Below are 24,064 nucleotides of genomic sequence, written 5' to 3'. Positions count from 1 at the left end.
GGCAATTCCGGGTGAAAGAGAGACGGATCAGCCCTCTCTATCCCAACTCAAACCGCCGTGAAAGGATTGCGTGCGCTGGAGAAAATATTGCTATGCCGCAGTGCAATGTGGGCCGCGACATTTTCGAAATTGATTTCGCGATTTTTTGAAATTTGCGGACTGCTCACGCCGGCAGCGTCCCCATGACGGCCGTGTTCGTGACATCGGTTTGAAATCAGTTCGGCTTGACGATCCGGATCAGATCGCGCGGATTGGCGTAGTCGAGCTGGAAGCGCGCGCGCTCATCCAGCATGTCGGGATCGACCCGGTCGGACCGCAGCAGCGATACCCGCTGCTCGCCCTCTGCCCTCTCCCGCTTCAGCCGCGCCAATTCCGAAGTCAGGGCAATGATTTCCTGATCCAGTTCCTGGCGCGCGTTCAGGCCGTATTTGCCGGTATAGGCGTTGACGCCGAAATAGCCGACCATCATCGCCGCCACCGTATAGAGGGCGAGCCCGGTCAGGACGGATTTCAATCGGGCGCGGGAGACCATGCCGTCAAGATGCGACGGTCGGGTTAATGGAATGCTAAGAACGCGGCCTGACTGGCCCCTCCGTCATTGCGAGCGAAGCGAAGCAATCCATGCCGCAGCATAACGGGGGGATGGATTGCCTCGTCGCTTGCGCTCCCTTGCGCAAACGCTTCGCGTTTGTCGCAGGCAATGACGGGCGAGAGTTTGCTCCTCGCAACAACGGTGAGAGAGCTGTTACCCGTTTTGCTTTTCAACAAACGCCGCAAACGCGTCGATGTATTGCTGCAGCACCTTCTGCACCGCTTCCTTCGCGAGCTCGCCCTTCTCGTTAAAAGCGTCGGCGATGCCGTTGAGGTAGATTTCGGGCTGGCCGAGGATCGGGCCGGAAATACCGGGCAGGATGTTCTGCAAATGCTTGGCGGCGCTGACGCCGCCGAGCGCGCCGGGCGAGTTGCTGACGATGCCGGTCGGCTTGCCGAGAAACGAGCTCTTGCCATAGGGGCGCGACCCGACGTCGATCGCGTTTTTCAGGACGCCGGGAATCGAGCGATTATATTCGGGCGTCACGAACAGCACGCCGTTCGACTTCTGCAGCTTTTCGCGAAACGCCAGCCAGTCAGCCGGCGGCGCCGCTTCCAAATCCTGGTTGAAGAAGGAAATTTCATGCAGCGTGGTCACATCGAGCTTGAGCGAAGCCGGCGCCAGTTTGGCGAGCGCATTGGCGACCTTGAGCGAAAAGCTCTCCTTGCGGAGAGAGCCGACGATCGTGACGATGGTGTAGTAGGTGGCCATTGGATTCCCCTTTTGAAGCGAAAGCGCCAGCGCTCCCTTACGCCAGATCGGCGGAAAGATGCAAGTGCATTAACTTATCTTTACGGCTGCCTCGGCATGCAAAAACAAGCCGCCTGAAAGGCAGCCTGTTCGCGGCGATAGAAGCGCGCGTCACCCCTTGTTCGGATTGATCAGGAATTTCTCGCCAGTGGAGCGCTTGTTGTAGACGGCGATGTTGGAAAGCTGCAGCGTCTCCTGCAGCGACACTACCTGCGTGTAGCGGCTGGCAAAGGTGGTCTTGAGCTCGGACGCGACACGCTGGCGCAGCCGGCCGATTTCGGCGGGGCCGATCTTCTGCAGGAACGGCGTCAAGAGCCAGCCGCCGACGCCCCAGGTCAGGCCGAATGTACGGCTGAGCTCGGTCGGGCGATTGTCGAGACTGCCGTAGATATAGACCTGCTTGTACACGTTCGAGCCGTAGCGGCTGTATTCCTTGGCGGTCTTGTTGGCCGCGATTTCCATGCAGGTAAGAATCTGGCTTGCCAGCTTGCCGCCGCCGATCGCATCGAACGCAATGGTGGCGCCGGTTTCCACCAGCGCGTTGGTCAGATCGTCCATGAACGTGTCTGCGGTGGAATCGACGACATACTTGGCGCCGATCTCGTGCAGGATGTCGGCCTGCTCCTTGCTGCGGACGATATTGACGAGACCGATGCCGTCCTTGATGCAGATCTTGTTGAGCATCTGCCCGAGATTGGAGGCGGCCGCGGTGTGCACCAGCGCCTTGTGGTTCTCGCGCCGCATCGTCTCGGTCATCCCAAGCGCGGTCAAGGGATTGACGAACCATGATGCGCCGTCAGCCGGCGTTGTGCCTGACGGCAGCTCCATGACGTCCCTGACCTTGATGGTGCGATACTGCGTGTACATCGCGCCGCCGATCATCGAGACCGCTTTGCCCATCAGCGCTTTCGCGGCGTCCGAAGATCCGGTCCTGATCACCACGCCGGCACCTTCATTGCCGACGGGGAGCGACTGGTCGAGCCGCGCCGCCATCATCCGCATCGCGGCTTCCGGCATCTTCGCCGTGACCATGGGCGCGTCCTTGGTGCCGGACTCCTTCGCCGTCGACATGTCGGCGGGACCGATCAGCAGCCCAAGGTCGGACGGATTGATCGGGGTCGCCTCGACACGGACCACGACTTCGTCGTCGGCCGGCTCGGGCGTCGGGACATCGACCAGCGACAGTTCGAGTTCGCCGCTCTTCTTGAGCAGCGAACGCAGTTGTAGCCCATTTCTGCCGTCGCTCATCGCCATCCTCCCCCTGGTGTCCGTCCTATCTGGTTGCGCCGGCGCGTTATGCCAAGGCCTTCAGCGCCGATTTGCCGGCATATTTCGCCTGATTGCCGAGTTGCTGCTCGATGCGCAGGAGCTGGTTGTACTTGGCGGTGCGATCGGAGCGCGCCAATGATCCGGTTTTGATCTGGCCGCAATTGGTGGCGACCGCGAGATCGGCGATGGTGGAATCTTCCGTCTCGCCGGAACGGTGCGACATCACGGAAGTGTAACCGTATTTGTGCGCCAGCTCGACGGCGGCGAGCGTCTCCGTCAGTGTGCCGATCTGGTTGACCTTGATCAGGATCGAATTGGCGCGGCCGTTCTTGATGCCGTCGGCAAGGCGGGTGACGTTGGTGACGAACAGGTCGTCGCCGACGAGCTGGCACTTCTTGCCGACCAGGTCGGTCAATTCCTTCCAGCCGTCCATGTCATCCTCCGACATGCCGTCCTCGATCGTGACGATCGGATAACGCGAGACGAGATCGGCGAGATATTTTGCCTGCTCGGAACGCGAGCGGGTCTTGTTCTCACCGCCGTAGACGTAATTGCCGTCCTTGAAGAACTCGGTGGCCGCGCAGTCGAGGCCGAGCATGACGTCGCTGCCCGCCTTGTAGCCGGCCTTGCCGATCGCGCTCACCACGAAATCGAGGGCGGCGTCCGCCGACGGCAGGTTCGGCGCAAAGCCGCCCTCGTCGCCGACATTGGTGTTGTGGCCGGCCTTCTTCAGTTCGCTGCGTAGCGTGTGAAAGATTTCCGAGCCGCAGCGCAGTGCCTCGGCGAAGCTCGCGGCGCCCACGGGAAGGATCATGAATTCCTGGAAATCGATCGGGTTGTCGGCATGCACGCCGCCGTTGATGATGTTCATCATCGGCACCGGCAGCGTCCGCGCCGAGGTGCCGCCGACGTAACGGTAGAGCGGCATGTCGAAGGATTCGGCCGCTGCCTTGGCGCAGGCCAGCGAGACGCCGAGGATGGCGTTGGCGCCGAGCCGGCTCTTGTTCGGCGTGCCGTCGAGATCGATCATGATCTGGTCAATGTGGACCTGGTCCTCGACGGCCTGATCGCTCAGCGCCTCGAAGATCTCGCCGTTGACAGCCTCCACCGCCTTCTGCACGCCCTTGCCGAGATAGCGCTGCTTGTCGCCGTCCCGCAGCTCGACCGCCTCATGGGCGCCGGTGGACGCACCGGAGGGAACAGCCGCGCGGCCGATCGAGCCGTCTTCCAGCACCACATCGACTTCAACGGTGGGATTGCCACGGCTATCGAGAATTTCACGGCCAATGATGTCGACGATGGCGGTCATGTCTTAAACTTTCCTGGGAATGGGTGGTCCGGTTTCGGGGGCGGTCTTACACGGGGAGCAAGCAAATGTGAACGCTTGAGGAATGGCCTTTTCCGGACGGCACCGCCTGGTCAGGATAAACTGCTCCAGGATTGATATCGGCGTCCAAACCTTCACGTTCACAAGCAGGGGTAACGCAATGAACCGCCGTCAGTTTCTTAAAAACACCACTGCTGGAGTTTTGGCTGCCCCCGCCCTGCTGCGCGCAGCCGCCGCGCAGGAAGGCCCGTTCCGGGTCAAATATTATCCGATCGATGCTGGCGTCGGCCTGCACGACGTCACGCCCGCGCGTGATGGCGCGATCTGGTTCACCGGTCAGCGCAACGGAACGCTGGGGCGACTAGACCCACGGGACGGCACGTTCAAATTGATCAATCTCGGCAAGGGCGCATCGCCGCATGGCGTCGTGATCGGCCCCGACGGCGCGCCGTGGGTGACCGAGGGCGGACAGAACGCGATTGCGCGCGTCGACCCCGCCGACCACAAGGTGACGCTGTTCCGCCTGCCAGAAAAGGAGGCCTATGCCAATCTCAACACCGGCGTGTTCGACAAGAGCGGCATCTACTGGTTCACCGGCCAGTCCGGCATCTATGGCCGGCTCGATCCGAAATCGGGCGAAACGACCGTGTTCAAGGCGCCGCGCGGCGTCGGTCCGTACGGGATCACGGTCACCCCGAAGGGCGAGATCTGGTACGCCTCACTCGCCGGCAATCACATTGCAAAGATCGATCTGGCGAGCGGCCAGGCGACCATCGTCGAACCGTCAACGCCAAAGCAGGGTGCGCGGCGGGTGTGGTCGGACTCCAAGAGCCGGATCTGGGTCAGCGAATGGAACAGCGGCCAAGTGTCGGTGCACGATCCCGCCGACGGCTCCTGGAAGGCCTGGAAGCTGCCCGGGAGCAATCCGCGGGCGTATGCCGTCTATGTCGACGACAAGGACAAGGTCTGGCTCACCGATTTCGGCGCCAACGCCATCGTGCGCTTCGATCCGGTAACGGAAAAATTCAACGCGTTCCCGAGCGACAAGTCGGGTGCGAATGTGCGCCAGCTCGACGGCCGGCCCGGCGAGACCTGGGGCGCTGAATCCGGCAATGGCCGGCTGGTCGTGATACAGACGGCCGCGTGAGGCTCTTCGTCGTCCTGCCGCTGATATCCCTTCTCCTGCCCGCTCCCGCCAATGCGGCGGAAGACGGCGCGCGGGCGTTCACGCCCTGCCGCGCCTGCCATAGCCTCGATCCCGCGGAGCGTGGCCTGCCCGGCCCTAACCTGTCAGGTGTGATCGGACGCCCTGTCGGCAGCGACGCCGGCTTCGACTATTCGCCGGTGTTGCGCAAGGCGCGCGACGAAGGATTGCGCTGGGACGTGAAGCTGCTGGAAGCCTTCCTCGCCGATCCCGCCGCGATGTTTCCGGGATTGTGGATGTCGATGCGTGGGATCGAGGACACCGCCGAACGGCAGGCGCTGGTGAAGTTTCTCGCCGATCCCTCCTCGCGCTGACAGTTGACGGCAACGACGCTTGCGTCCATGTCAGCCCTTCCAACAGGACAATCATGATGGCCAAGAAATCTTTGCAGAAATCATTGCCCAAATCACTGCAGCTCGGCCGCGCCGTGGAATGGCCTGATAGCCCTGAAAAGGCACAGCTCGACCGCGTGCCCAATCCGCAAGCGGGCACCAATTATCTGGTTCGCTTCACCGCACCGGAATTCACTTCGATTTGCCCCGTGACCGGCCAGCCGGATTTCGCGCATCTCGTGATCGACTATGTGCCGGGACAATGGCTGCTGGAATCCAAATCGCTAAAGCTCTATGTCGCGAGCTTTCGCAATCACGGCGCTTTCCACGAGGATTGCACGGTCATGATCGGTAAGCGGATTGCGGCCGAAATCAAGCCGAAATGGCTGCGCATTGGCGGCTACTGGTATCCGCGCGGCGGCATCCCAATCGACGTGTTCTGGCAGACCGGCAAACTTCCAAAGGACGTGTGGGTGCCCGATCAGGGCGTCGCGCCTTATCGCGGGCGCGGCTAGGCACGAGCCGGGGCGCGTACCCATAAATCGAGATTGATTGATGTGCTTACTCGACGTGCGCTATGGCATGATGGCGACCAAATTCCGCGTCGCAGCGAAGGGACGCGATGTGTCAGAAGCGGTCATCATCCGCGCTCCTTATGCCCGATACTGACCGGATCCTTAGCTATTGGCACGGCCTCTGCGGCCATTTGCTGCCGCCGCGCGGGACCGAATAGAGCTAAGGTGACGGACTATTCAAGGTTGGTAGGGAATCTCGACTGTGTCTACGGGCCCTATCGAGCGTCACCTCGCTGCGATCGTCGCCGCCGACGTGGTGGGCTACTCGCGTCTGATGGGCGCGAACGAGAGAGGCACATTGGCGGCGTTGAAAGCACATCGCCTGGCGTTGATCGATCCGCTTATTGCCGCTCACAAGGGACACATCGTTAAAACCACCGGGGACGGCTTATTGCTTTCGTTCCCGTCGATTGTGGAAGCAGTTTCCTGTGCCGTGGCGATACAGAGTGGAATGGCACGGCGCAACACGAACATTGCTGCCGACGTCCGCATCGAATTCCGCATCGGAGTCAACCTCGGAGACGTTATTGTCGAGAAAGGCGACGTATTCGGCGATGGAGTCAACATCGCGGCAAGGCTGGAGCAGATTGCGCCGCCGGGCGGCATCTGCCTGTCCGAAGATGCGTACCGACAAGTACGGGGTAAGCTCGAAATTCCCATCACGGACGCCGGGGAGCAGAAACTCAAGAACATTTCCAACCCTATCAAGGTCTATCGCATCGAGCCTTCAGTGGCTGCAGCGGTCGAACCGGCCGCGCCGCTCGCTCAGCCGAGACGACGATCATCGGTGTGGACATGGGCGGGCGTGGCGATAACGGTCACGATCGCTTTAGCGGCGATCACATGGTTCAGCTTGCCTCGCGCGCCACCCAATGTATCGCAAGGCGCCGCGCCGGCAAGGCCCATCGCCTCCAGCGCGATCCCGGTCATTGCCGTGTTGCCCTTTGCCAATCAAACCGGCGACGAAGGCAAGGACTATTTCGCCGACGGTGTAACCGAGGAAGTCATCAGCGCTCTCGGCCGTTTCAACACGCTGCGGGTGATCGGGCGAAATGCCGTGTTGCCCTACAAGAAGCGGCCGGCCACACGTGAAGAGATCGTTTCCGAGCTGGGCGCGAACTATCTGGTTGGGGGGAGTGTCAGGCACTCGGGTACACGCGTGCGTATCGCTGCGGAATTGACCGAACCACGAGTTGGCACAGTGATGTGGACCGATCATTTCGACGGCCAGCTTACCGATATTTTCGAGTTTCAGGACACGATCGCCCGTCGGATCGCCGGCACCCTTGCGGCCAATGTTACGCTCATCGAAAGCCGACGGCAGCTCGATCACCCGCGGCCCAATCCGACGGCCTTCGATCTGGTTCTGCGCGCGAGGGCGATCGGGCAAGGAGGTTCGCGAGCCACGAACCGCCAGTTTCGCGAGCTGATCACGAAGGCGATAGAGTTGGACCCAAATTATGCTGCGGCACGGGCCCTGCTGGCAGAAGCGCTCTACTCAATGGCAATTCTGGGCTGGACGGAATTTCCCGATCAGGAACTCGCGCGGGGCGCGGCAGAAGCACGCAAGGCGATCACGCTGGGACCCAACGAGCCCGACGGATACCGTGCACTCGGACATATACTTCTTGCGCGCACCGAATACGATCAAGCAAAGGACGCGGTGAAGCGAGCTATTGAAATCAACCCGAGCGACGCCAACGCGCTGGCAATATGGGGGTCGGTGCAGTCCTTCTCGGGCGACATCGGCGGAGCGACCGAAGCGCTCCAGCTCGCGCTCAAGCTCGATCCCATGCTCGAACCGAGGTTCGTGTTCGATCTGGCGGTCGCCTATTATCTCGAGCATCGGCACGAGGACGCCCTGCGCGTCGCCGAGCGCGGCCTTGCGCGCTATTCCGATTTTCCCATGTTCAATGTCCCGGCTGCTGCGGCCGCTGCCCAACTCGGCCGCAAGGAGCAAGCCGCGCGTTATGTCGAGGCGCTCCGCCGCCGCGTACCGTTTCTCGATTTGGAGAAGTTAGGCTCGCGCTTCAAAGACCCTTCACATTCCGAATATCTGCGGGAAGGAATGAAGGCGGCCGGGTTATAGGCCCGCTATTGCGATTGGCTCGCGCCACGCATGTGGTCGGGCAGTGGCGGAGCCGGCAATCCTGAAACCTTCGGCCAGTTCTCGTCGGCCCGGCCTTTCATGCCCGCATCCTTGCTCATCAGACTGGGACCGATCGGTCTTCCGAACAGATAGAGGCGGCCATCGACCACGAGCCACCATTCCGGATTCCCGTGTACCTTCTCGCCTTTCGCCACTGAAGCAGCGCACCAGTTGTTGTATTGCGGCAGATAGCGATCGGGATCGGCCTTGAACAGCGTGAGATGTTGGGCGGATGCAAATCGGTAGACCGCTCCGTCCCACTCGTATTGATATTGCGGATCGCCGACCATCGGACGTTCGTCAGTGAAATATGCCACCGGGTCATAGCCTTTAAGGGCAATACGGGGCTCGCCAGCCTGCGCAACTGTGCTCCACCCGAAAAAAATCGCCGCGGCAAGGGCTGCCAGCATCAGAGATTGTCTGAGAAGCTTCATAGCTGCTCCCCTTCCCTGTACCTACATTCTAGCACACGGCTGAAACCCAGAATAGCCTTTCGAAGGACCGAACTTACCGTCGCGAGCTTTCGCAATCACGGCGCCTTCCATGAGGATTGCACGGTCATGATCGGCAAGCGGATCGCGGCCGAGATCAAGCCGAAATTCTTGCGCATCGGTGGCTACTGGTATCCGCGCGGCGGTATCCCGATCGACCTGTTCCGGCAGACCGGCAGACTGCCCAAGGACGTGTGGGTGCCCGATCAGGGCGTCGCGCCCTATCGCGGGCGCGGCTAAGCGCGCTGATCCGAAGTAGACGCGCAGCGGACCCTCCAAGAAGGTTTGAGCTCAAGGGCCGAAAGGTCAGTTGCGCTGCCATGATCCACATATTCGTTCAAGCACGGGCGCGAAAGGCGTATAAAGGCATATTGCGATCTATTCATTTCCAGGTGCGTCAAAAGGAGGAAGGCCATGCGGAAGTCTCTCCTCGGGTTTACCGTCGCAGCTCTTACCCTATCGACATCCCAGCCGCTGTTCGCGCAAGACGATGTGGATCAGCAGCTCGGTCAAGTGCATTTTAAGACCTCTTGCAACGAGGTGGCGCAGCGTCGCTTCGATCGTGCGATGCGCTATCAGCACTCCTATTGGTACGCCAACGCCAAAGAGATCTTTAAGGAGGTCATCGAGGCTGACCCCACATGTGCCATGGGATATTGGGGCATTGCGCTCACGCTGATGGACAACCCGCACGCCGCAATCCCGCGGCCGAATCTCGCGCCCGGGCTTGCCGCTATCACGAAGGCCAAGGAAATCGGGGCCAAGACCGAGCGCGAACGCGACTACATCGATGCCCTTATGGTGATGTACGCGGATTATGACAAAATTCCCCACGTCCAGCGCATGCGCGCCTTGCGGGATGCGCTAGCTAAAGTCGCAGCGAAATATCCTGATGACGACGAAGCTCAGATCGCCTACGCCATCACGCTCAACACGTCGGCAGATCTGAACGACAAGACATACGCCCAGCAGGCCAAGGGCGCCGCAATTCTTGAGCCATTGTCCGTGCGGCTGCCGCAGCATCCGGGCGTAACGCACTACCTGATCCATCTGTACGACTATCCGGCGACCGCACAAAAAGGGCTCGACGCCGCCAACCGGTACGCCAAGATCGCGCCGGCCGCGCCGCACGCCCAGCACATGCCGTCGCACATCTACACCCGCGTCGGCTACTGGAAGGAATCGATCGCCTCCAACGTCGCCTCGGTAAAGGCGGCCAAGGCCGAAAAGTCGGTGGGCAATTATCTGCACGCGCAGGATTATATGGTTTACGCCCACCTTCAACTTGCCCAAGATCAGCAGGCGCTCGCCGTCACGAACGACATGACAAGGGAGACCGACTTCAAGGCCACCGTCGCGGCGGCCGACTACGCGCTGGCGGCGTCGCCAGCCCGTTATGCGATCGAGCGCGGTGACTGGGACGGCGCCTCACAACTGGCTGTCAGACCGAGCGGCTTGAACTTCGCGATGGCCATCTCGCACTTCGCCCGCGCGCTCGGCGCAGCGCGCTCTGGCAAGCCGGAGGCCGCGAGGGCCGACGTCCAGAAGCTCGCAGAATTGCGCGACAAGTTGCGCGAAGCCAAAGATAATTATTGGTCGGGGATCGTCGATATCCAGCATCAGGTGGCTGTTGCCTGGGTGCTTCACTCCGAGGGCAAATACGACGAAGCGCTCAAGGCCATGAGCGCTGCAGCGGAGGCCGAGGACAAGACCGAAAAGCATGTGATCACGCCAGGCCCGCTGGCACCGGCGCGCGAGCTTTACGGCTTCATGCTGCTCGATCGCGGCATGGCCAAGGAGGCGCTTGCGGCCTTCGAGGCCACCAAGGCCAAGGAGCCGAACCGTCTCCAAGGCTACGCAGGCGCCGCCAAGGCCGCCGATGCGCTCGGTGACAAGGTTGTGGCGCGAGACAACTATCAGCAACTCGTGTCGCTGACGGCGAATGCCGACACGGAACGGCCAGACGTCGCGGCGGCGAAGAAGTATCTCGCCAGCAACTAGCCCAACCGACGGTGGTACCATGAGAGCGGTAGGTCGTGTCGCCATTGTAGCAGCGTCGCTGGCAAGCGTGCTGGCGGCGCTGCTGGCATGGTCTGGTCTGCCACAGAACGCGGCCGCAACGGCGACCACGCCGGTATGGACCGAGATGGCTTGGCCCTTCCCCAGCGATCCCTTCGGGAAGGGAAAGGCCTTCCGCTGCAAGGCGGCGGGTTGCGGCGCCGAGGTGAACATTTATCTGCGTGCCAAGATCGGCTTTTGCAATTGCACGACGGGCGTAGCCGATGACGACGATGTGGACCGCATGGGAGATATTGTGCTCGTCGGCGACGTCTCCCCGCTCGGCACCAGCCGTCCAATCAGAATTGCGTGGATGGAAGGTCGCAGCCGCGCATATACGCTCAACGCTCGCAATCCGCTCGGCAAGACGGCGATATCCGTCGTCTTCAGGGAACGCTGCGACATGATCGCAGCGACTGCCGTGCTCAGTCACGACCGGCCGGAAGCTATCGAGCCCAGCGTGATCGAGTTTCTCAATGGCAGCACTGTGATGCGCTGGGCCGAGATCACACTCGGCCTCTGATCTGACCTCGCAGCGGGAACAGATCTCTTACTCAATCACCTCATCAGCGCCGCTGACGAATGAAGGCGAGAACTCCCGCCCCAATAACTTCGCCGCCTTCATGTTGATGATGAACTCCACCTTGGTGACAAGCTGTACCGGAAGATCGGAGGGCTTCTCGCCTTTCAGGATCCGCCCGGCATACATGCCCGCGCGTCGATGCGATTGCGCAAAGTCCCCCCCATAGCTCATCAAGCCGCCTGCCATGGGGAAGTCCCGGGACTGAGTAATTGCCGGCACGCGATATTTCATGGCGAGTTCGGCCAGTTGTCTGCTGCGGAACGCGAAATAGGGATCGGACGTAAAGACGAGCCCGCCCGCTTCCTCGGCCGCGGCAGCGAAAATCGGTTCGAATTCCTTCTCGGTACTTGCATTCACCACCTGCAGACGGACACCCAAGGTTTCGGCGCCCGAGCGCAGCTTCTGCAATTGTGAATTGGCGGTTGGGCTCGTAGGGTTGGCGACCACCGTCAGCTTTGCTGCGACTGGCAGTACTTCATGCATCAACTCAAGCCGCTTCGGCGACACGTCGACGCTCAGGCTCGAAACCCCCGTGATATTGCCGCCCGGCCGCGACAGGCTGTCCACGACACCTAACTGAACGGGGTCACCACCCATCTCAAAGACGATTGCATTGTCGGAGGCAGCAGCTTTCGCAGCGAGCGCCATCTGCGCGCCGCCGGGCGCGACGACAATGTCGACATTGCGCGCAACGAGGTTGGCAGCCAGGGCCGGCACTCGGGTGTACTGCCCTTCGGCCCACTGGTAGTCGATGGCGACATTGCGGCCTTCGACAAAGCCAGCTTCACGAAGTCCTTCATGGAAAGCTTTCAGCCGGCTGGCAAACAGCTCGGGAGATTCCGCGCAGAGATAGCCGATGACCGGCATCGTTGCCTTCTGCGCATGTAGTGGGGTTGTCCAAGCGGCGGCGCCCGCCATCAACGCAAGCAAGTCTCGTCGCCTGACGCATCTGCCGGACGTCATTGCGTTGAAGTTGGCGCTCGTCATGCTTTCACCGATTGACTGTGTTTCGGACGCCGCCCCCAGCATATCCCGTGAAGTTGACCTAGTCCCTAACGGATTACGCCAGACCCCTGCGGCTTGATGTCGGCCACGGTGTCGAAAGAAATTCCGAATACCGGAATAGCTTCGTCAAATCCCTTGATTTGGCGGTCGCCAAGTCTCGCCAGGGGACGCTTGCCCCTAACGTGTTCGGCGACTTCAGCGTCTATCAGGATTTCCCGGTCTGCCGCCGATGCGCATAGACGTGCCGCGAGGTTCACCACACTGCCGATGGCGGTGTAATCGAACCGGTCCGCGTATCCGATCCGTCCAACGGTCGCTGCCCCGCTGGCAAGACCGATCCCGAAGCCAACCTGGTAGCCTCGGGATCGCCAGCCGGCGATGAGCCCTTGCACGCTCTTCTGCATCTCAACGGCGAGATCGACAGCCCTTAATGCCGGCTCTTCGACGGGAACGGGAGCATTCACCAGAACCATGAGGCCGTCCCCAGAGAAGCTGATGAGTGTCGCTGCAAATTGCGTGATGGCTCTGCCGAGGCACTCATAGTACTCCGACAAAACGCTCATGACTTGCTCTGGCGCAAGTGCCGCAGAAAATGCCGTGAAGCCTCGCAAGTCGCAGAATATGACGACGACTTCCGCGTGGCGGCCGTCCAATACACTGTCGTCGCCCGCTCGATCGACGAGGTCGGCGACCTGCGGCGCGAGGAATCGCTTCAGCTTCGCTATGCGTTCCTGATGCTGCTGCGCGAGCTCCAACTCGGCAGCCATGTTGTTGAAGCTGTTTGCCAGACGCTGAAACTCGTCTCCGGTCTCGATGGAAATGCGGTGACCGAAAGAGCCGGCCCCGATTTTCTCAGTCCCTTCCTCCAAAACCCTTATCGGTTCGGTCATCCGGTGCGCCAATGCGTAGGCAAGCAGCGCGGCAAATATCGTACCCGCGGCGAGAAGCGCCGCGGTCCGCCATAAGGCTGCATAGATGGGCGCGTAGGCTTCAGACAGCGGCTGTTCGACTATTACTGTCCAATCGGGACCCGCAACGGGAGCAGCGACGGCGGCAATCTCGCGGCCTTCCGCATCCCGGCTCGTCGCAAAGCCTGCCCCCGCCGGGCCGATTGCGTCGCGTATGATACGGAACGGCTTGGAGGTGGCTTCTTCCGCCCCACGGAGCACAAGACTGATGTCGGGATGCGCAATGAGCCGACCCGGCCGGTCCAGGACGAAGGCAAAGCCACGCTTTCCCACTTTTATCGCTGAAATCACGTCCCAGATCAGCTTGAGATTGACCTCCGCGACAACCGCGCCGACCGATGGGCGGTTACCGACCACCGCAACCGTCAAATGTGGTTCAGAGCCTCGATGGTAACTTACGTCGCTGAACCAGACTCGTGCCGAGCGGGCGCCAACTACCGCAGGATCAGCGGAGCGGTCCGCGCGGCTTTCAATTCGATTGAGCCCGATCCGTGAGACATAGAGGCGTTCCAGGCCCTTGTGATCGATGAGTGCCAGACCGACGATGGCGGGATCTTGCCGAAGCAAGCGCAACGCCTCGGTCCGCCGACGTTCGTCTGGCTCGTCGCTCCACGGAACCTGGATCAACCAGCCGAGCTGGTTTGTGATACCGAAGATGAAGTCATGGATTTCGGCGGCGGCCGACGTTGCTTGAACGCCCAGCAACTGATCGAGCCTTTCTCGTTGGTCGCGATAGCCGAACCAGCTTTCGACAACACCGTTCACCACGAGCGGAATCGCGACGGCCATGAACAGCACAAGCAAATACTTCTGGAAAAGGCCAAAAAAACGTTCTCGGACAATCATTCGTTGGCACCCGGTACAAGACAAGCTCGACACTGCACTTGCTACGGCCGTCCACCGCTGCTTCTTATCATAGACTCCAAAGCAAACAGCCGCTCTCGGCAAGAACTCGTTGCGGAGTTTTCGCGTCCGTTTGCTCTTGATAGGGAAATCAGCTCTCTGCTCGGCATCTCAAATGCACGATACCGAAGAAGCCCTGCCGTACCGCTCAATGCCCGGTCAGCACCAGCGTCCTGATCGGCAGCAGCAGCGCCTGGCTGCGCAGCAGCATCGCGTGCACGACTCCGGCGGCACCATCGCGATCTTGGCACAATGCGGGAACTTGGCAAGTGCTGACGTGCGGGCGCTGACCCGGCTCCACGCCTGTCGCGCGCCCCGCGCGATCGGCTACGTCACCGCCGCGTCCGCCGGCCGCGTCTGGCGCAGCAGTTTGGCGCAGACAAAGCCCAGCGCGATCATCACGGCCGCCGCGGTGAGCAAGGTCGGGACCTTGCCGGCATGCTGGATACCGAAGCCATAGGCGATCGGGCCGACGGTCTGCCCCATGAAGAAAAAGAACGCGTGCAACGACAGTGCTGTCGCGCGCGCCTCCGCCGACAATTCGCTGGCGAATACCTGCAGACTGCCGTGGATCATGTAGAAGCCCCAGCCCATGAAGATCAGGCTGAGCGTTTGCAACTTCCATTCCGGCCCCATCGCGACTGCGATGAGTTGGACACCGACCAGCGCCGCTCCTCCGATCATCATTCCATTCACACCGATCTTCGGCAGAAGCCGCGACACGGTCATGGTGTAAAATAGGCCGCCGATCGCAAAGCCCGCGATGACGACACCCGCGATCGACAGCGAGGTTTGTCCGAGCTCGAACAGAAAGGCGGCAATGAACGGAAACAGACCGAGCACGCAGCAGCCTTCGATAAAGACGGCCGCGTAGCAGATGCGCGCATTCGGGTTGGTGAAAATCGTGCGATAGCCCTGTTTGAGGGCTGACAGGCTGGTCCGGGGCGGATGTGTCAGCGCCGCGCCGCGGAATCCGATCGCAACCACGATCGAGGCCAGCACGACGATCCCACCGAGCACAGCCAGCACGCCGCGCCAGCCGAGGAAATCGCCGATCAGGCCGGACACCGTAGCGCCCAGAAGATTGCCAGTCATGGCGCCAGCCAGCGTACGCCCGATCGCGACCTGACGCTTCTCGGCACCAACGAGATCGCTGGTCAGCCCCAGTGCGATCGGAAACACGCCGCCCGAACCGATGCCGGCCAGAATTCGGCTCGCAAACAATAGCGGGAACGACGTCGCCATCGCGCCGAGAATGTTGGCGAAGCCGAGCAATGCTAGGCAGACGATCATCAACCTCGCCTTGCCGAAAATGTCGGCGAAGGCGCCAAGCACCGGCTGGATGATGGCAAAGGTGAAGGCGAAGGCGGCGGCGAAACTCGCGGCTGTGGCGATGCTGACCGAAAAATCCTCGGCCACATGCGGCAACACCGGATCGAGCGCGCGGGCAGACAGGGCTGCCGAAAAGGTCGCGAGCGCAATGATATTGAGCGCCGGCGGCATGCCGCTGGCGGCGGTCACGACGAGGCGTTCTTGGCCAGCGCGTCAAAACCCATCAGCGTCTTCACCAAGGCTTCGAACTCGCGTAGCGGAACCATATTGGGTCCATCCGACGGCGCGCGGTCCGGATCAGGATGGGTCTCGATGAACACACCGGCGACGCCGACGGCGACCGCGGCGCGCGCCAGCACCGGAACGAATTCGCGCTGGCCGCCGGACGAGGTGCCCTTCCCGCCCGGTTGCTGCACCGAATGGGTGGCGTCGAAAATGACGGGCGCACCCGTCGTCTGCGCCATGATCGGCAGCGCACGCATGTCGGACACCAGCGTGTTGTAGCCGAACGACGCGCCGCGTTCGGTGACCAGCACGTTGGGATTGCCACCGCCGGTGATCTTGGTGACGACGTTGGTCATTTCCCACGGCGCGAGGAACTGGCCTTTCTTGACGTTGACGACTTTGCCGGTCGCCGCCGCTGCAAGCAGCAGATCGGTCTGCCGGCACAGGAAGGCCGGGATCTGCAGCACATCGACTGCCTGTGCCGCCTCGGCGCATTGGGCGGTCTCGTGCACGTCGGTCAGCACGGGCAAACCGAGCGAGGAGCGTATCTCGGCGAAGATCGGCAAGGCCTGCGCCAAGCCAATTCCGCGCGCGGCCGAGCCCGAGGTTCGATTGGCCTTGTCGAAGGAGGTCTTGTAGACGAGGCCTATTCCGAGCCGGCCGGCGATCTCTTTCAGCGCAGTCGCTACTTCGAGCGCATGCGCACGGCTTTCGAGTTGGCACGGACCTGCAATGATCGAAATCGGCAGGCCGTTGCCGAATTTGACCGGGCCGACCGAGACGACCGGCGCTGCGTCAAGTTTCGTGTTCAAGGGATGTTCCTTCTGCTGGCGCGGACCATGCCGGTCCGCGAAGTCAGGATCAACCCCGTTTAACCCCTGAATATCAGGGTTGCGCCGGCCAGCTATTTTACCGCGGAGAACGCCGTCGGCACCAGCAACTGGCTGACGATGTTGTCGATGATCTGTCCGTCTTCCTCGCTTCTAGCGCGGCCGGCGATCCAGTCGGGATCGCTCTGGAATGCGGTCCATTTCTTCTCGCGTTCAGCGAGCGACTCCCAAGCGATGAAGTAGGTCAGTTCCTGATTGGAAGTGCCGATCAGCGTGGTGTAGAAGCCGGCCTGTTTGATGCCGTGCTTGTCCCACAGCTTCAGCGTCAGCGTATCGAACCGCTTCATCAGCGCCGGCAGGCGGCCCGGCAGACAACGATAGACGCGCATTTCCATGATCATCGGCTTTGCTCCCTAGGGTTATTGTTCTTGAGGTAACGGGAGCGGTTTGTCGCAATAATTGACGCGTTCGTCAAAGTGTAGGGTGGGCAAAGGCGCAAAGCGCCGTGCCCACCATCTAAACGCAAGGTGCAAGCAACGGTGGGCACGCGGAGCCTGTCATCGGGCGCGCATTCGCGCGACCCGTTGGCTTTGCCCACCCTACAATTCCGTTGCGGGTTTACACCAGCCGGCTCTGCACCACCGCCGCCTGAATGAAGGACGCGAACAGCGGATGCGGCTCAAACGGCCGTGACTTCAGCTCGGGGTGGAATTGCACGCCGATGAACCAGGGATGGTCCTCGTATTCGACGATCTCCGGCAACACGCCGTCGGGCGAAAGGCCTGAGAAGCGCAGGCCGTGCTGTTCGAGGCGGTCCTTGTAGGCCGTGTTGACCTCGTAGCGGTGGCGGTGGCGCTCGGAAATCTCGGTGGCACCGCCATAGACGGCCGAGACGCGGCTGCCGCGCTTCAGCGTTGCGGGGTAAGCGCCAAGCCGCATGGTGCCGCCGAGGTCGCCCGACTGCGAGCGCTTCTCCAACTCGTTGCCACGCAGCCATTCCGTCATCAGGCCGACCAGCGGCTCCTTGGTCGGGCCGAACTCGGTGGAGTTGGCTTCCTCGATGCCGACGAGATTGCGGGCGGCTTCGATCACCGCCATCTGCATGCCGAAGCAGATGCCGAAATACGGAACGTCGCGGACACGGGCGAACTGCGCCGCGCGGATCTTGCCCTCGGCGCCGCGCTGGCCGAAGCCGCCGGGCACCAGAATGCCGTTGACGTGTTCGAGGAACGGCGCCGGGTCTTCGTTCTCGAACACCTCGCTCTCGATCCAGTCGAGATTGACCTTCACCTTGTTGGCGATGCCGCCATGGGAGAGCGCCTCGATCAACGATTTGTAGGCGTCCTTCATGCCGGTGTACTTGCCGACAATGGCAATCGTCACGGCGCCTTCCGGATTACGCACGCGCTCGTTGATGACGTTCCAGCTTTGCAGCGCTGGCGGAATTTTTGGCGTGATGCCGAAGGCGGCCAGCACCTCGTCGTCGAGACCTGCGGCGTGATAGGCCTCAGGAACGGCATAGATGTTGTCGACGTCCCTCGCCTCGATGACGGCGCTTTCGCGCACGTTGCAGAACAGGCCGAGCTTGCGCCGCTCTTCCTTCGGGATTTCGCGGTCGGTACGGCACAACAGGATGTCGGGTTGGATGCCGATCGAGCGCAGCTCCTTCACCGAGTGCTGCGTCGGCTTGGTCTTCAGCTCGCCGGCGCTTGGAATGTAAGGCAGCAACGTCAAATGAATGTAGACGGCATGATCGCGCGGCAGCTCGTTCTTGAGCTGACGGATCGCCTCGAAGAACGGCAAGCCCTCGATGTCGCCGACGGTGCCGCCGATCTCGACCAGCACGAAGTCGTACTCGTCATTGCCGGAGAGAACGAATTCCTTGATCGCGTTGGTGACGTGCGGGACGACCTGGATGGTTGCGCCGAGATAGTCGCCGCGGCGTTCCTTGGTGATGATGTCCTGGTAGATGCGCCCGGTGGTGATGTTGTCGGCCTTGGTGGCCGGACGCCCGGTGAAGCGCTCGTAATGGCCGAGATCGAGATCGGTCTCGGCGCCGTCATCGGTCACGAACACTTCGCCGTGCTGATACGGCGACATCGTTCCTGGATCGAGGTTGAGATAGGGGTCGAGTTTGCGGAGACGGACCTTGTACCCGCGAGCCTGCAGCAGGGCACCGAGTGCCGCCGAAGCCAGACCCTTTCCGAGCGAAGAAACCACGCCGCCGGTGATGAATATGTACCGCGCCATGGGATTCTACCTTTAAGGCCACTGCCCTGATTCTCCAAAACGAATCGCATGCGCGGACAAACATTTTGCCGGGCTGTGGGTGACGTGAATTTTAAAGCGATTTCAGAGCATTAATGGGAAATTCTGATGCCGGACGGTAGAGGGCCGCCCTGCATAGCCACCCTGCTTTATTGCGAACGCGGCGCCTGCGGCCCGGACTGCTGCTCATCCACCTTCTTAAGCGTATCGAGCACGCCGCCGGAGGTCGGCGGAGCGACCGGCGTGGCGCCACCCGGCTGGGACTGCGTCGTCGGCGCGGGGCCGAGGATCGATGCGGGCTTGCGATCGACGCCCGCAAGCCAGGCCAGCGTCATGCTGGTCACGAAGAAAAGCCCCGCCAGAACGGCGGTCGTCCGCGTCAGGAGATTGGCGGTGCCGCGACTCGACATGAAGCCGGCACCGCCGCCCATGCCGAGGCCGCCGCCTTCGGATTTCTGCAGCAGCACGGCGCCGATCAGCACGGCGACGATCATGAGGTGAACGACGATAATGACGGTCTGCATCTCAAAACCTTCCGTCACAAGCGAAGAGCGCCGGGCTTCGGCTGCACCAAGAGCTTGCGGGTTTTCCTGAAGTTGCGCGGTGTTACACGATCGGACGGGGCATTGTCACCCCCAACTGCCGCCGTGGAGATAATTGCCGCAGGCGCTACGGCAAGGCTGCCCATGCCTCCCGCCCGATGCTCGCATCCGGGGACTTGAGGTCGCGGCAGTTTCTCCTATAATGGACGAATGGATACTTTAGTAGACGATCTCAGCGCCCGGCTCGCCCACCGCCTGCGGCTCGAACGCGACAGCCGCGGCTGGTCGTTGGCAGATCTCGCCGAACGCTCCGGGGTATCAAAAGCCACCATCAGCAAGATCGAGCGCGCCGAGGTCAGCCCGACCGCGGTGGTGCTGGTCCGGCTCGCCAGCGCCTTCGACCTCACCCTTGCCGGCCTGATGCTGCGCGCTGAAGGCCAAGGCGGGCGTCTTTCGCGCGCCGCCGGGCAGCCGGTGTGGCGCGATCCCGAGACCGGCTATTTGCGCCGGCAGGTGTTCAACCGGCCCGATCATCCCATTGAGATTATCAAGGTCGAGATGCCGGCGAAGCAGCGCGTTACGCTGCCCGCTTCATCCTATGCCCACATCCGCCAGGTCCTCTGGGTGTTGTCGGGCGCGCTCGTGCTGATCGATGGCGGCGAACGCCATGAACTCGGCGCCGGCGACTGCCTTGGATTCGGCCCGCCGGCGGAAGTGACGTTCGCTAACGAGAGCGCTGCGCCCTGCACTTACGTCGTTGCGCTTGCCCGGAGCTGACGCCGATGCTGGAGATCGCACGCAAGAATGCCGCGACTCAGCCTGCAAGCACCGACGCTCCAACCCCCGCCGGCCACAATGGCGGGCCGCCGCTCGAGGATGAGCACCGGCCTGAATGGGGCGACGGCGGCATCGGCAATTACTTTTACTGGAAGACGGCGCATCGCGCGGCCTGGCACAACCCCTCGCCCGGCATTGTCGCGTTCCGCATCCGGAAAGCCGAGCGGCTGGGCCTCACCTATGAAGAATACACGCTGGAGATTCTCGAACGCGGCCGTCACCTGCAGATCGAGGATGTCGAACGGATTGTAGAGATCAAGCGGGCTCGCTCGCGGCGCGCCGTCAATCCTCGAAGCTGAACCTTGCGGAAATTCATCCCGATGTCGGACATCCTGATCAAAGCCTTGAATCCCTCGCCCGAAATTTGCGCGATGCTCGGTGATTTGCTGATCGAAACCGTGGCGAACGGCGGCTCGGTCAGTTTCATGCATCCGCTGTCAGAGAAGGCGGCCGAGGCGTTCTGGTCCAACTCTCTCACCGCTGCTGGCCGCGGCGAGCGAATCATCCTTGGCGCCTTTGATGGGGACAGGCTGATCGGGACGGTCACGCTGTTGCTCGATCTTCCGCCGAACCAGCCGCATCGCGCCGAGATCGCGAAGATGATGACGCGCGTCAGTCACCGCCATCGCGGCGTCGCCACGGCGCTGCTGCGCGAGGCCGAGCGGCTGGCGATCGCGCGCGGGCGCTGGTTGTTGGTGCTGGATACCGCCGAGGACGAAGGCGCGGCCGGACTCTACGAGCGGATGGGATTCATGCTGACCGGCGTGATTCCGGACTACGCGTTCAAACCCCATGGCGGGCTGACGGGCACGCTGATCTACTGGAAGCGGTTGCAGGAAGGCAGGCCCGCCTGAGTTAGCAGGCCTCCGCAATCGCCAGAAAGTCCACAGCCTTCAGGCTGGCGCCGCCGACCAGTGCGCCATTGACATCGGCAACCGCCATCAGTTCGGCCGCGTTCGAGGGCTTGACCGATCCGCCATAAAGAATCCGGACCTTGCTGCCTTCCGCCTTAAATCGGCTGACGAGAACATCGCGGATAAAGCGATGAACTTGTTCGACATCTTTTGGTGTCGGCGTCAGACCGGTGCCGATCGCCCAGACCGGCTCATAGGCCACCACCAGATTGGCTGATGTCGCACCTTCTGGCAGCGAACCAGCAAGTTGCCCGCCGCAGACATCCAGCGTCTGGCCGGCATCGCGTTGCTGCTGGGTCTCGCCGATACAGACGATCGCCACTAGCCCCGCCCGCCAAGCCGCTTCCGCTTTCTGCCGGACCACCGCGTCGGTCTCACCGTGATCGGCGCGCCGCTCCGAATGCCCGACGATGATGGCACTGGCGCCGGCATCCGCCAGCATCTCCGCCGAGAGATCGCCGGTATGGGCGCCCGAGGCCTTGGCGTGGCAATCTTGCGCCCCGACGGTGAGTTTTGAACCGAGCGCCCTGTCGGCGAAGCCGCCTATCAGGGTGGCCGGAGGGCAGACCAGCAGGTCGGCCTTGCCGGCCAAAGCACCCGCCCCCGCAATCATTGCCTCGAATTCACCTAAGGCGGATTTCAGGCCGTTCATTTTCCAGTTGCCGGCGATCAGCGGCCGGATGGCATCGGTCATGTCGATTGTCCCGCAAAATGTCAGCGTTCTAGATGCGCTAGCAGAGCCACGCCGGCAGTTCCAGATACCCGTCGGGCGACCCCGGGGCCATTAGCCGCTTCAAATAGCCCGCATGGGCGAGGTTGCGAGGGGGGCGCGGCCACTTTATGATGCGTTTTCAACTCGGTGACGCCTTGTTGCGGAATTCGGTCCCGGATCGAATTCCCTTGGGTACGACCCGGTTCCCCTCTCCTTTAAAAACAAGTTGGACCCATGCTTCGAGGAATTCGGAAAGCCTCATCAAACTGGCTCGGCAAGATTGTCATGGCCACCGTGATGGGCGTTTTGATTGTCAGTTTCGCAGTTTGGGGTATTGCCGACATCTTCAAGGGATTTGGCCAGTCGTCGCTCGCCACGATTGGCAAGACCGAGATTTCGACGGAGCAGTTCCGCCAGATCTACACGGAAAAGCTGCAGCAGCTCGGCCGCCGTTTCGGCCGGCCACTGACCCCCGAACAGGCCCGCGCCTTCGGGCTCGATCGGCAGGTGCTGCAACAGACCATCGCCGAAGCCGCACTGGATGAGGAAGCCCGGCGCAAAGGGCTTGCCCAGTCGCAGGAAGAGACCATGCGGCTGATCTACGACGACCCGAATTTCAAGGGATTGGGCGGCAATTTCGACCCACAGCGATTCCAGGCCACGATCCGCCAGTTCGGATACACCGAGCAGCGCTATCTCGCCGAACAGCGGCGCGTCGGGCTGCGGCGCCAGATCGTCGGTACCGTCTCGGCCGGGGCGGAGCCGCCGAAGGTCCTGATCGAGGCGCTCGCCCGTTTCCAGAACGAGCAGCGTTCGATGGAGTACGTCACGCTCGACGCGGCGCAGGCCGGCACGATCGATCCGCCGTCGCCCGAGGCGCTGGCCGCCTATTTCGAGGACCGCAAAACCCAGTTCCGCGCGCCCGAATATCGCAAACTGTCCTTTGTCATGATCAGCCCCGAAGAGATCGGCAAGTGGACCGAAGTCTCCGACGAGGATGCGAAGAAGGCCTTCGAGCAACGCCGCGACCAGCTCGGGACGCCGGAAAAGCGCGAAGTATCGCAGATGTTTTTTCCGAACGAAGGTGAAGCGCAGGCCGCGCGCAGCCGCATCACGTCGGGAACATCGTTCGACGACGTCGCCAAGGAGCGCAACCTCAATCTGGCCGACGTCGATCTCGGCATGATCGCAAAGAATGCGATCATCGATCCGGCGATTGCGGATGCGGCGTTCTCGCTGCAGTCAGGCGAAGTCAGCCAGCCGGTGCAGGGCCGGTTCGGTGTGGCCCTGGTCAAGGTCGGCAAGATCGAGCCGGGTGTTACCCCGACCTTTGAAAGCGTCGCGGCGCAGGTGAAGAAGGAAATCGCGACCGAACGCGCGCGCGCCAAGGTCAACGAAATCCAGAACAAGATGGAAGACGAGCGCAGCGGCGGCGCCAATGTGGTCGAGGCTTCACAGAAGCTCGGCCTCACCCCCGTCACGGTCGAGGCCGTCGATCGCTCCGGCCGCACGCCCGACGGCCAGCCGGTGGCGAATATTCCGCGCGGCCTCGACGTGGTTTCGCAGGCCTTCAACAGCGATATCGGCGTCGACAACGAACCGATCCAGTTTGCCGGCGGCTATGTCTGGTACGACGTGCTCGGCATTACGCCCTCGCGCGAGCGTCCGCTCGACGAGGTCCGCAGCCAGGTCGAGGCAAAATGGCGCGAAGACCAGATTTCGAGCAAGTTGCGCGCGAAGGCAACCGAGATGGTGCAGAAGGTCGAGCAAGGCGGCACGCTCGCCGCCGAAGCGGCTGCGGCCGGAGTAAAGGTCGAGACTGCGACCGGTTTCCGCCGCGACGCACAGCTTTCAGGCGTACCCTCCGCCGCCATCACGGCCGCATTCCGGACGCCCAAGGACGGCGTCACGCAGACGCCAGGCACCGGTGGCAGCGAGTGGATCGTGCTGCGCGTCACCGACGTGACGGTGCCGCCGATCGACATGGCCTCCGATGAGCTGAAGAAGTTGAAGGAGACGTTGCAGCGCGGCCTGACCGACGAACAGGTCGCGCAATACGTGACCAAGATCGAATCCGAGATCGGCACCTCCATCAACGCGGCCGCCTTCGCACAGGTGACGGGCGCGAACAATTGAGCATAATAACTCACCTCATCCTGAGGAGCGGCCACCTGGCCGCGCCTCGAAGGATGAGAGCT

At 62.0% G+C, this 24,064-nt stretch carries 23 protein-coding genes and 1 pseudogene; 11 read left to right on the top strand and 13 right to left on the bottom strand.

Features of this window, described 5'->3' with window-relative positions:
- Positions 1 to 214 precede the first annotated feature (214 nt).
- The 4 genes from LMTR3_RS22915 to eno form a co-directional block, all read right to left on the bottom strand.
- The gene (locus tag LMTR3_RS22915) at positions 215 to 532 is read right to left on the bottom strand and encodes an FtsB family cell division protein (protein WP_065747235.1); all 318 of its coding nucleotides are present in this window, start codon (positions 530 to 532) and stop codon (positions 215 to 217) included.
- Positions 533 to 745: 213 nt separating this feature from the next.
- Complete coding sequence (locus LMTR3_RS22910) at positions 746 to 1,303, bottom strand: NADPH-dependent FMN reductase (protein ID WP_065747234.1); 558 nt, start codon at positions 1,301 to 1,303, stop codon at positions 746 to 748.
- Positions 1,304 to 1,453: 150 nt separating this feature from the next.
- Positions 1,454 to 2,590: a zinc-binding dehydrogenase gene (locus LMTR3_RS22905; protein ID WP_065747233.1), complete on the bottom strand. Its 1,137-nt coding sequence runs from the start codon at positions 2,588 to 2,590 to the stop codon at positions 1,454 to 1,456.
- Positions 2,591 to 2,636: 46 nt separating this feature from the next.
- Complete coding sequence (gene eno, locus LMTR3_RS22900; RefSeq protein ID WP_065747232.1) at positions 2,637 to 3,920, bottom strand: phosphopyruvate hydratase; 1,284 nt, start codon at positions 3,918 to 3,920, stop codon at positions 2,637 to 2,639.
- Between the two features lie 178 nt (positions 3,921 to 4,098).
- Between eno and LMTR3_RS22895 the strand changes: the two genes are divergently transcribed.
- From LMTR3_RS22895 to LMTR3_RS22880, 4 genes are all read left to right on the top strand, one after another.
- Positions 4,099 to 5,085, top strand: coding sequence for a Vgb family protein (locus tag LMTR3_RS22895; protein ID WP_065747231.1), 987 nt, complete (start codon positions 4,099 to 4,101; stop codon positions 5,083 to 5,085).
- The gene (locus LMTR3_RS22890; protein ID WP_065747230.1) at positions 5,082 to 5,456 is read left to right on the top strand and encodes a c-type cytochrome; all 375 of its coding nucleotides are present in this window, start codon (positions 5,082 to 5,084) and stop codon (positions 5,454 to 5,456) included. Before LMTR3_RS22895 ends, LMTR3_RS22890 begins: the two co-directional genes overlap by 4 nt.
- A 56-nt stretch (positions 5,457 to 5,512) precedes the next feature.
- Positions 5,513 to 5,989 carry a preQ(1) synthase gene (gene queF / locus LMTR3_RS22885; RefSeq protein ID WP_065747229.1) on the top strand — a complete coding sequence of 159 codons (477 nt, stop codon included), beginning with the start codon at positions 5,513 to 5,515 and terminating at the stop codon, positions 5,987 to 5,989.
- 262 nt (positions 5,990 to 6,251) lie between these two features.
- Positions 6,252 to 8,138 (top strand): adenylate/guanylate cyclase domain-containing protein, encoded by a 1,887-nt coding sequence (locus LMTR3_RS22880; protein WP_065747228.1) that lies wholly within the window; start codon positions 6,252 to 6,254, stop codon positions 8,136 to 8,138.
- A 5-nt stretch (positions 8,139 to 8,143) separates the two neighbouring features.
- On the opposite strand, the gene LMTR3_RS22875 is transcribed toward LMTR3_RS22880, so the two are convergent.
- Positions 8,144 to 8,632 (bottom strand): YHS domain-containing (seleno)protein, encoded by a 489-nt coding sequence (locus tag LMTR3_RS22875; protein ID WP_141686760.1) that lies wholly within the window; start codon positions 8,630 to 8,632, stop codon positions 8,144 to 8,146.
- Positions 8,633 to 8,701: 69 nt separating this feature from the next.
- Here LMTR3_RS22875 and LMTR3_RS22870 point away from each other — a divergent pair.
- The 3 genes and pseudogenes from LMTR3_RS22870 to LMTR3_RS22860 all read left to right on the top strand — a co-directional run.
- Positions 8,702 to 8,929: pseudogene (locus tag LMTR3_RS22870) on the top strand (preQ(1) synthase); the annotation flags it as partial.
- A gap of 174 nt (positions 8,930 to 9,103) precedes the next feature.
- A complete protein-coding gene (locus tag LMTR3_RS22865; RefSeq protein WP_065747226.1) occupies positions 9,104 to 10,690 on the top strand; it encodes a tetratricopeptide repeat protein in 1,587 nt (528 codons plus the stop codon).
- A 67-nt stretch (positions 10,691 to 10,757) separates the two neighbouring features.
- Positions 10,758 to 11,270 carry a hypothetical protein gene (locus tag LMTR3_RS22860; RefSeq protein ID WP_245319974.1) on the top strand — a complete coding sequence of 171 codons (513 nt, stop codon included), beginning with the start codon at positions 10,758 to 10,760 and terminating at the stop codon, positions 11,268 to 11,270.
- A gap of 27 nt (positions 11,271 to 11,297) precedes the next feature.
- Here LMTR3_RS22860 and LMTR3_RS22855 read toward each other — a convergent pair whose 3' ends face one another.
- The 7 genes from LMTR3_RS22855 to secG all read right to left on the bottom strand — a co-directional run bounded on the left by LMTR3_RS22855 (position 11,298) and on the right by secG (position 19,385).
- Positions 11,298 to 12,248, bottom strand: coding sequence for an ABC transporter substrate-binding protein (locus LMTR3_RS22855; protein ID WP_084029781.1), 951 nt, complete (start codon positions 12,246 to 12,248; stop codon positions 11,298 to 11,300).
- A gap of 134 nt (positions 12,249 to 12,382) precedes the next feature.
- Positions 12,383 to 14,149, bottom strand: a complete 1,767-nt coding sequence (locus LMTR3_RS22850) for an adenylate/guanylate cyclase domain-containing protein (RefSeq protein WP_065747224.1) — start codon at positions 14,147 to 14,149, stop codon at positions 12,383 to 12,385.
- A gap of 384 nt (positions 14,150 to 14,533) precedes the next feature.
- Positions 14,534 to 15,709, bottom strand: a complete 1,176-nt coding sequence (locus LMTR3_RS22845; RefSeq protein WP_065747381.1) for an MFS transporter — start codon at positions 15,707 to 15,709, stop codon at positions 14,534 to 14,536.
- 14 nt (positions 15,710 to 15,723) lie between these two features.
- Positions 15,724 to 16,575 (bottom strand): 3-deoxy-8-phosphooctulonate synthase, encoded by an 852-nt coding sequence (gene kdsA, locus LMTR3_RS22840; protein ID WP_065747223.1) that lies wholly within the window; start codon positions 16,573 to 16,575, stop codon positions 15,724 to 15,726.
- A 92-nt stretch (positions 16,576 to 16,667) separates the two neighbouring features.
- Positions 16,668 to 16,994: an NIPSNAP family protein gene (locus LMTR3_RS22835; RefSeq protein WP_057843076.1), complete on the bottom strand. Its 327-nt coding sequence runs from the start codon at positions 16,992 to 16,994 to the stop codon at positions 16,668 to 16,670.
- Positions 16,995 to 17,211: 217 nt separating this feature from the next.
- Positions 17,212 to 18,843 (bottom strand): CTP synthase, encoded by a 1,632-nt coding sequence (gene pyrG, locus LMTR3_RS22830; RefSeq protein WP_065747222.1) that lies wholly within the window; start codon positions 18,841 to 18,843, stop codon positions 17,212 to 17,214.
- Positions 18,844 to 19,010: 167 nt separating this feature from the next.
- Positions 19,011 to 19,385, bottom strand: a complete 375-nt coding sequence (secG, locus tag LMTR3_RS22825; protein ID WP_065747221.1) for a preprotein translocase subunit SecG — start codon at positions 19,383 to 19,385, stop codon at positions 19,011 to 19,013.
- 228 nt (positions 19,386 to 19,613) lie between these two features.
- On the opposite strand from secG, the gene LMTR3_RS22820 reads away from it, so the two are divergent.
- Genes LMTR3_RS22820 through LMTR3_RS22810 form a run of 3 tightly spaced genes read left to right on the top strand, consistent with a single transcriptional unit; the run spans position 19,614 to position 21,094 of the window.
- Entirely contained in the window at positions 19,614 to 20,180 is a 567-nt protein-coding gene (locus LMTR3_RS22820) for a helix-turn-helix domain-containing protein (protein WP_065747220.1), read from the top strand.
- A 5-nt stretch (positions 20,181 to 20,185) separates the two neighbouring features.
- Positions 20,186 to 20,539: a hypothetical protein gene (locus tag LMTR3_RS22815; protein WP_245319973.1), complete on the top strand. Its 354-nt coding sequence runs from the start codon at positions 20,186 to 20,188 to the stop codon at positions 20,537 to 20,539.
- A 21-nt stretch (positions 20,540 to 20,560) separates the two neighbouring features.
- Positions 20,561 to 21,094, top strand: a complete 534-nt coding sequence (locus LMTR3_RS22810) for a GNAT family N-acetyltransferase (protein ID WP_065747219.1) — start codon at positions 20,561 to 20,563, stop codon at positions 21,092 to 21,094.
- A gap of 1 nt (position 21,095) precedes the next feature.
- Here LMTR3_RS22810 and tpiA read toward each other — a convergent pair whose 3' ends face one another.
- Positions 21,096 to 21,848: a triose-phosphate isomerase gene (gene tpiA, locus LMTR3_RS22805; RefSeq protein WP_065747218.1), complete on the bottom strand. Its 753-nt coding sequence runs from the start codon at positions 21,846 to 21,848 to the stop codon at positions 21,096 to 21,098.
- Positions 21,849 to 22,100: 252 nt separating this feature from the next.
- On the opposite strand from tpiA, the gene LMTR3_RS22800 reads away from it, so the two are divergent.
- Positions 22,101 to 24,002, top strand: a complete 1,902-nt coding sequence (locus LMTR3_RS22800; protein ID WP_065747217.1) for a peptidylprolyl isomerase — start codon at positions 22,101 to 22,103, stop codon at positions 24,000 to 24,002.
- The last annotated feature ends 62 nt before the right edge of the window (positions 24,003 to 24,064 follow it).

Origin of the sequence: Bradyrhizobium sp. LMTR 3, from assembly GCF_001693485.1 — a bacterium.
Classification (GTDB): Bacteria; Pseudomonadota; Alphaproteobacteria; order Rhizobiales; family Xanthobacteraceae; genus Bradyrhizobium.
The sequence above is the reverse complement of the archived record's forward strand: the minus strand, read 5'-3'. Positions and strand labels throughout refer to the sequence as shown.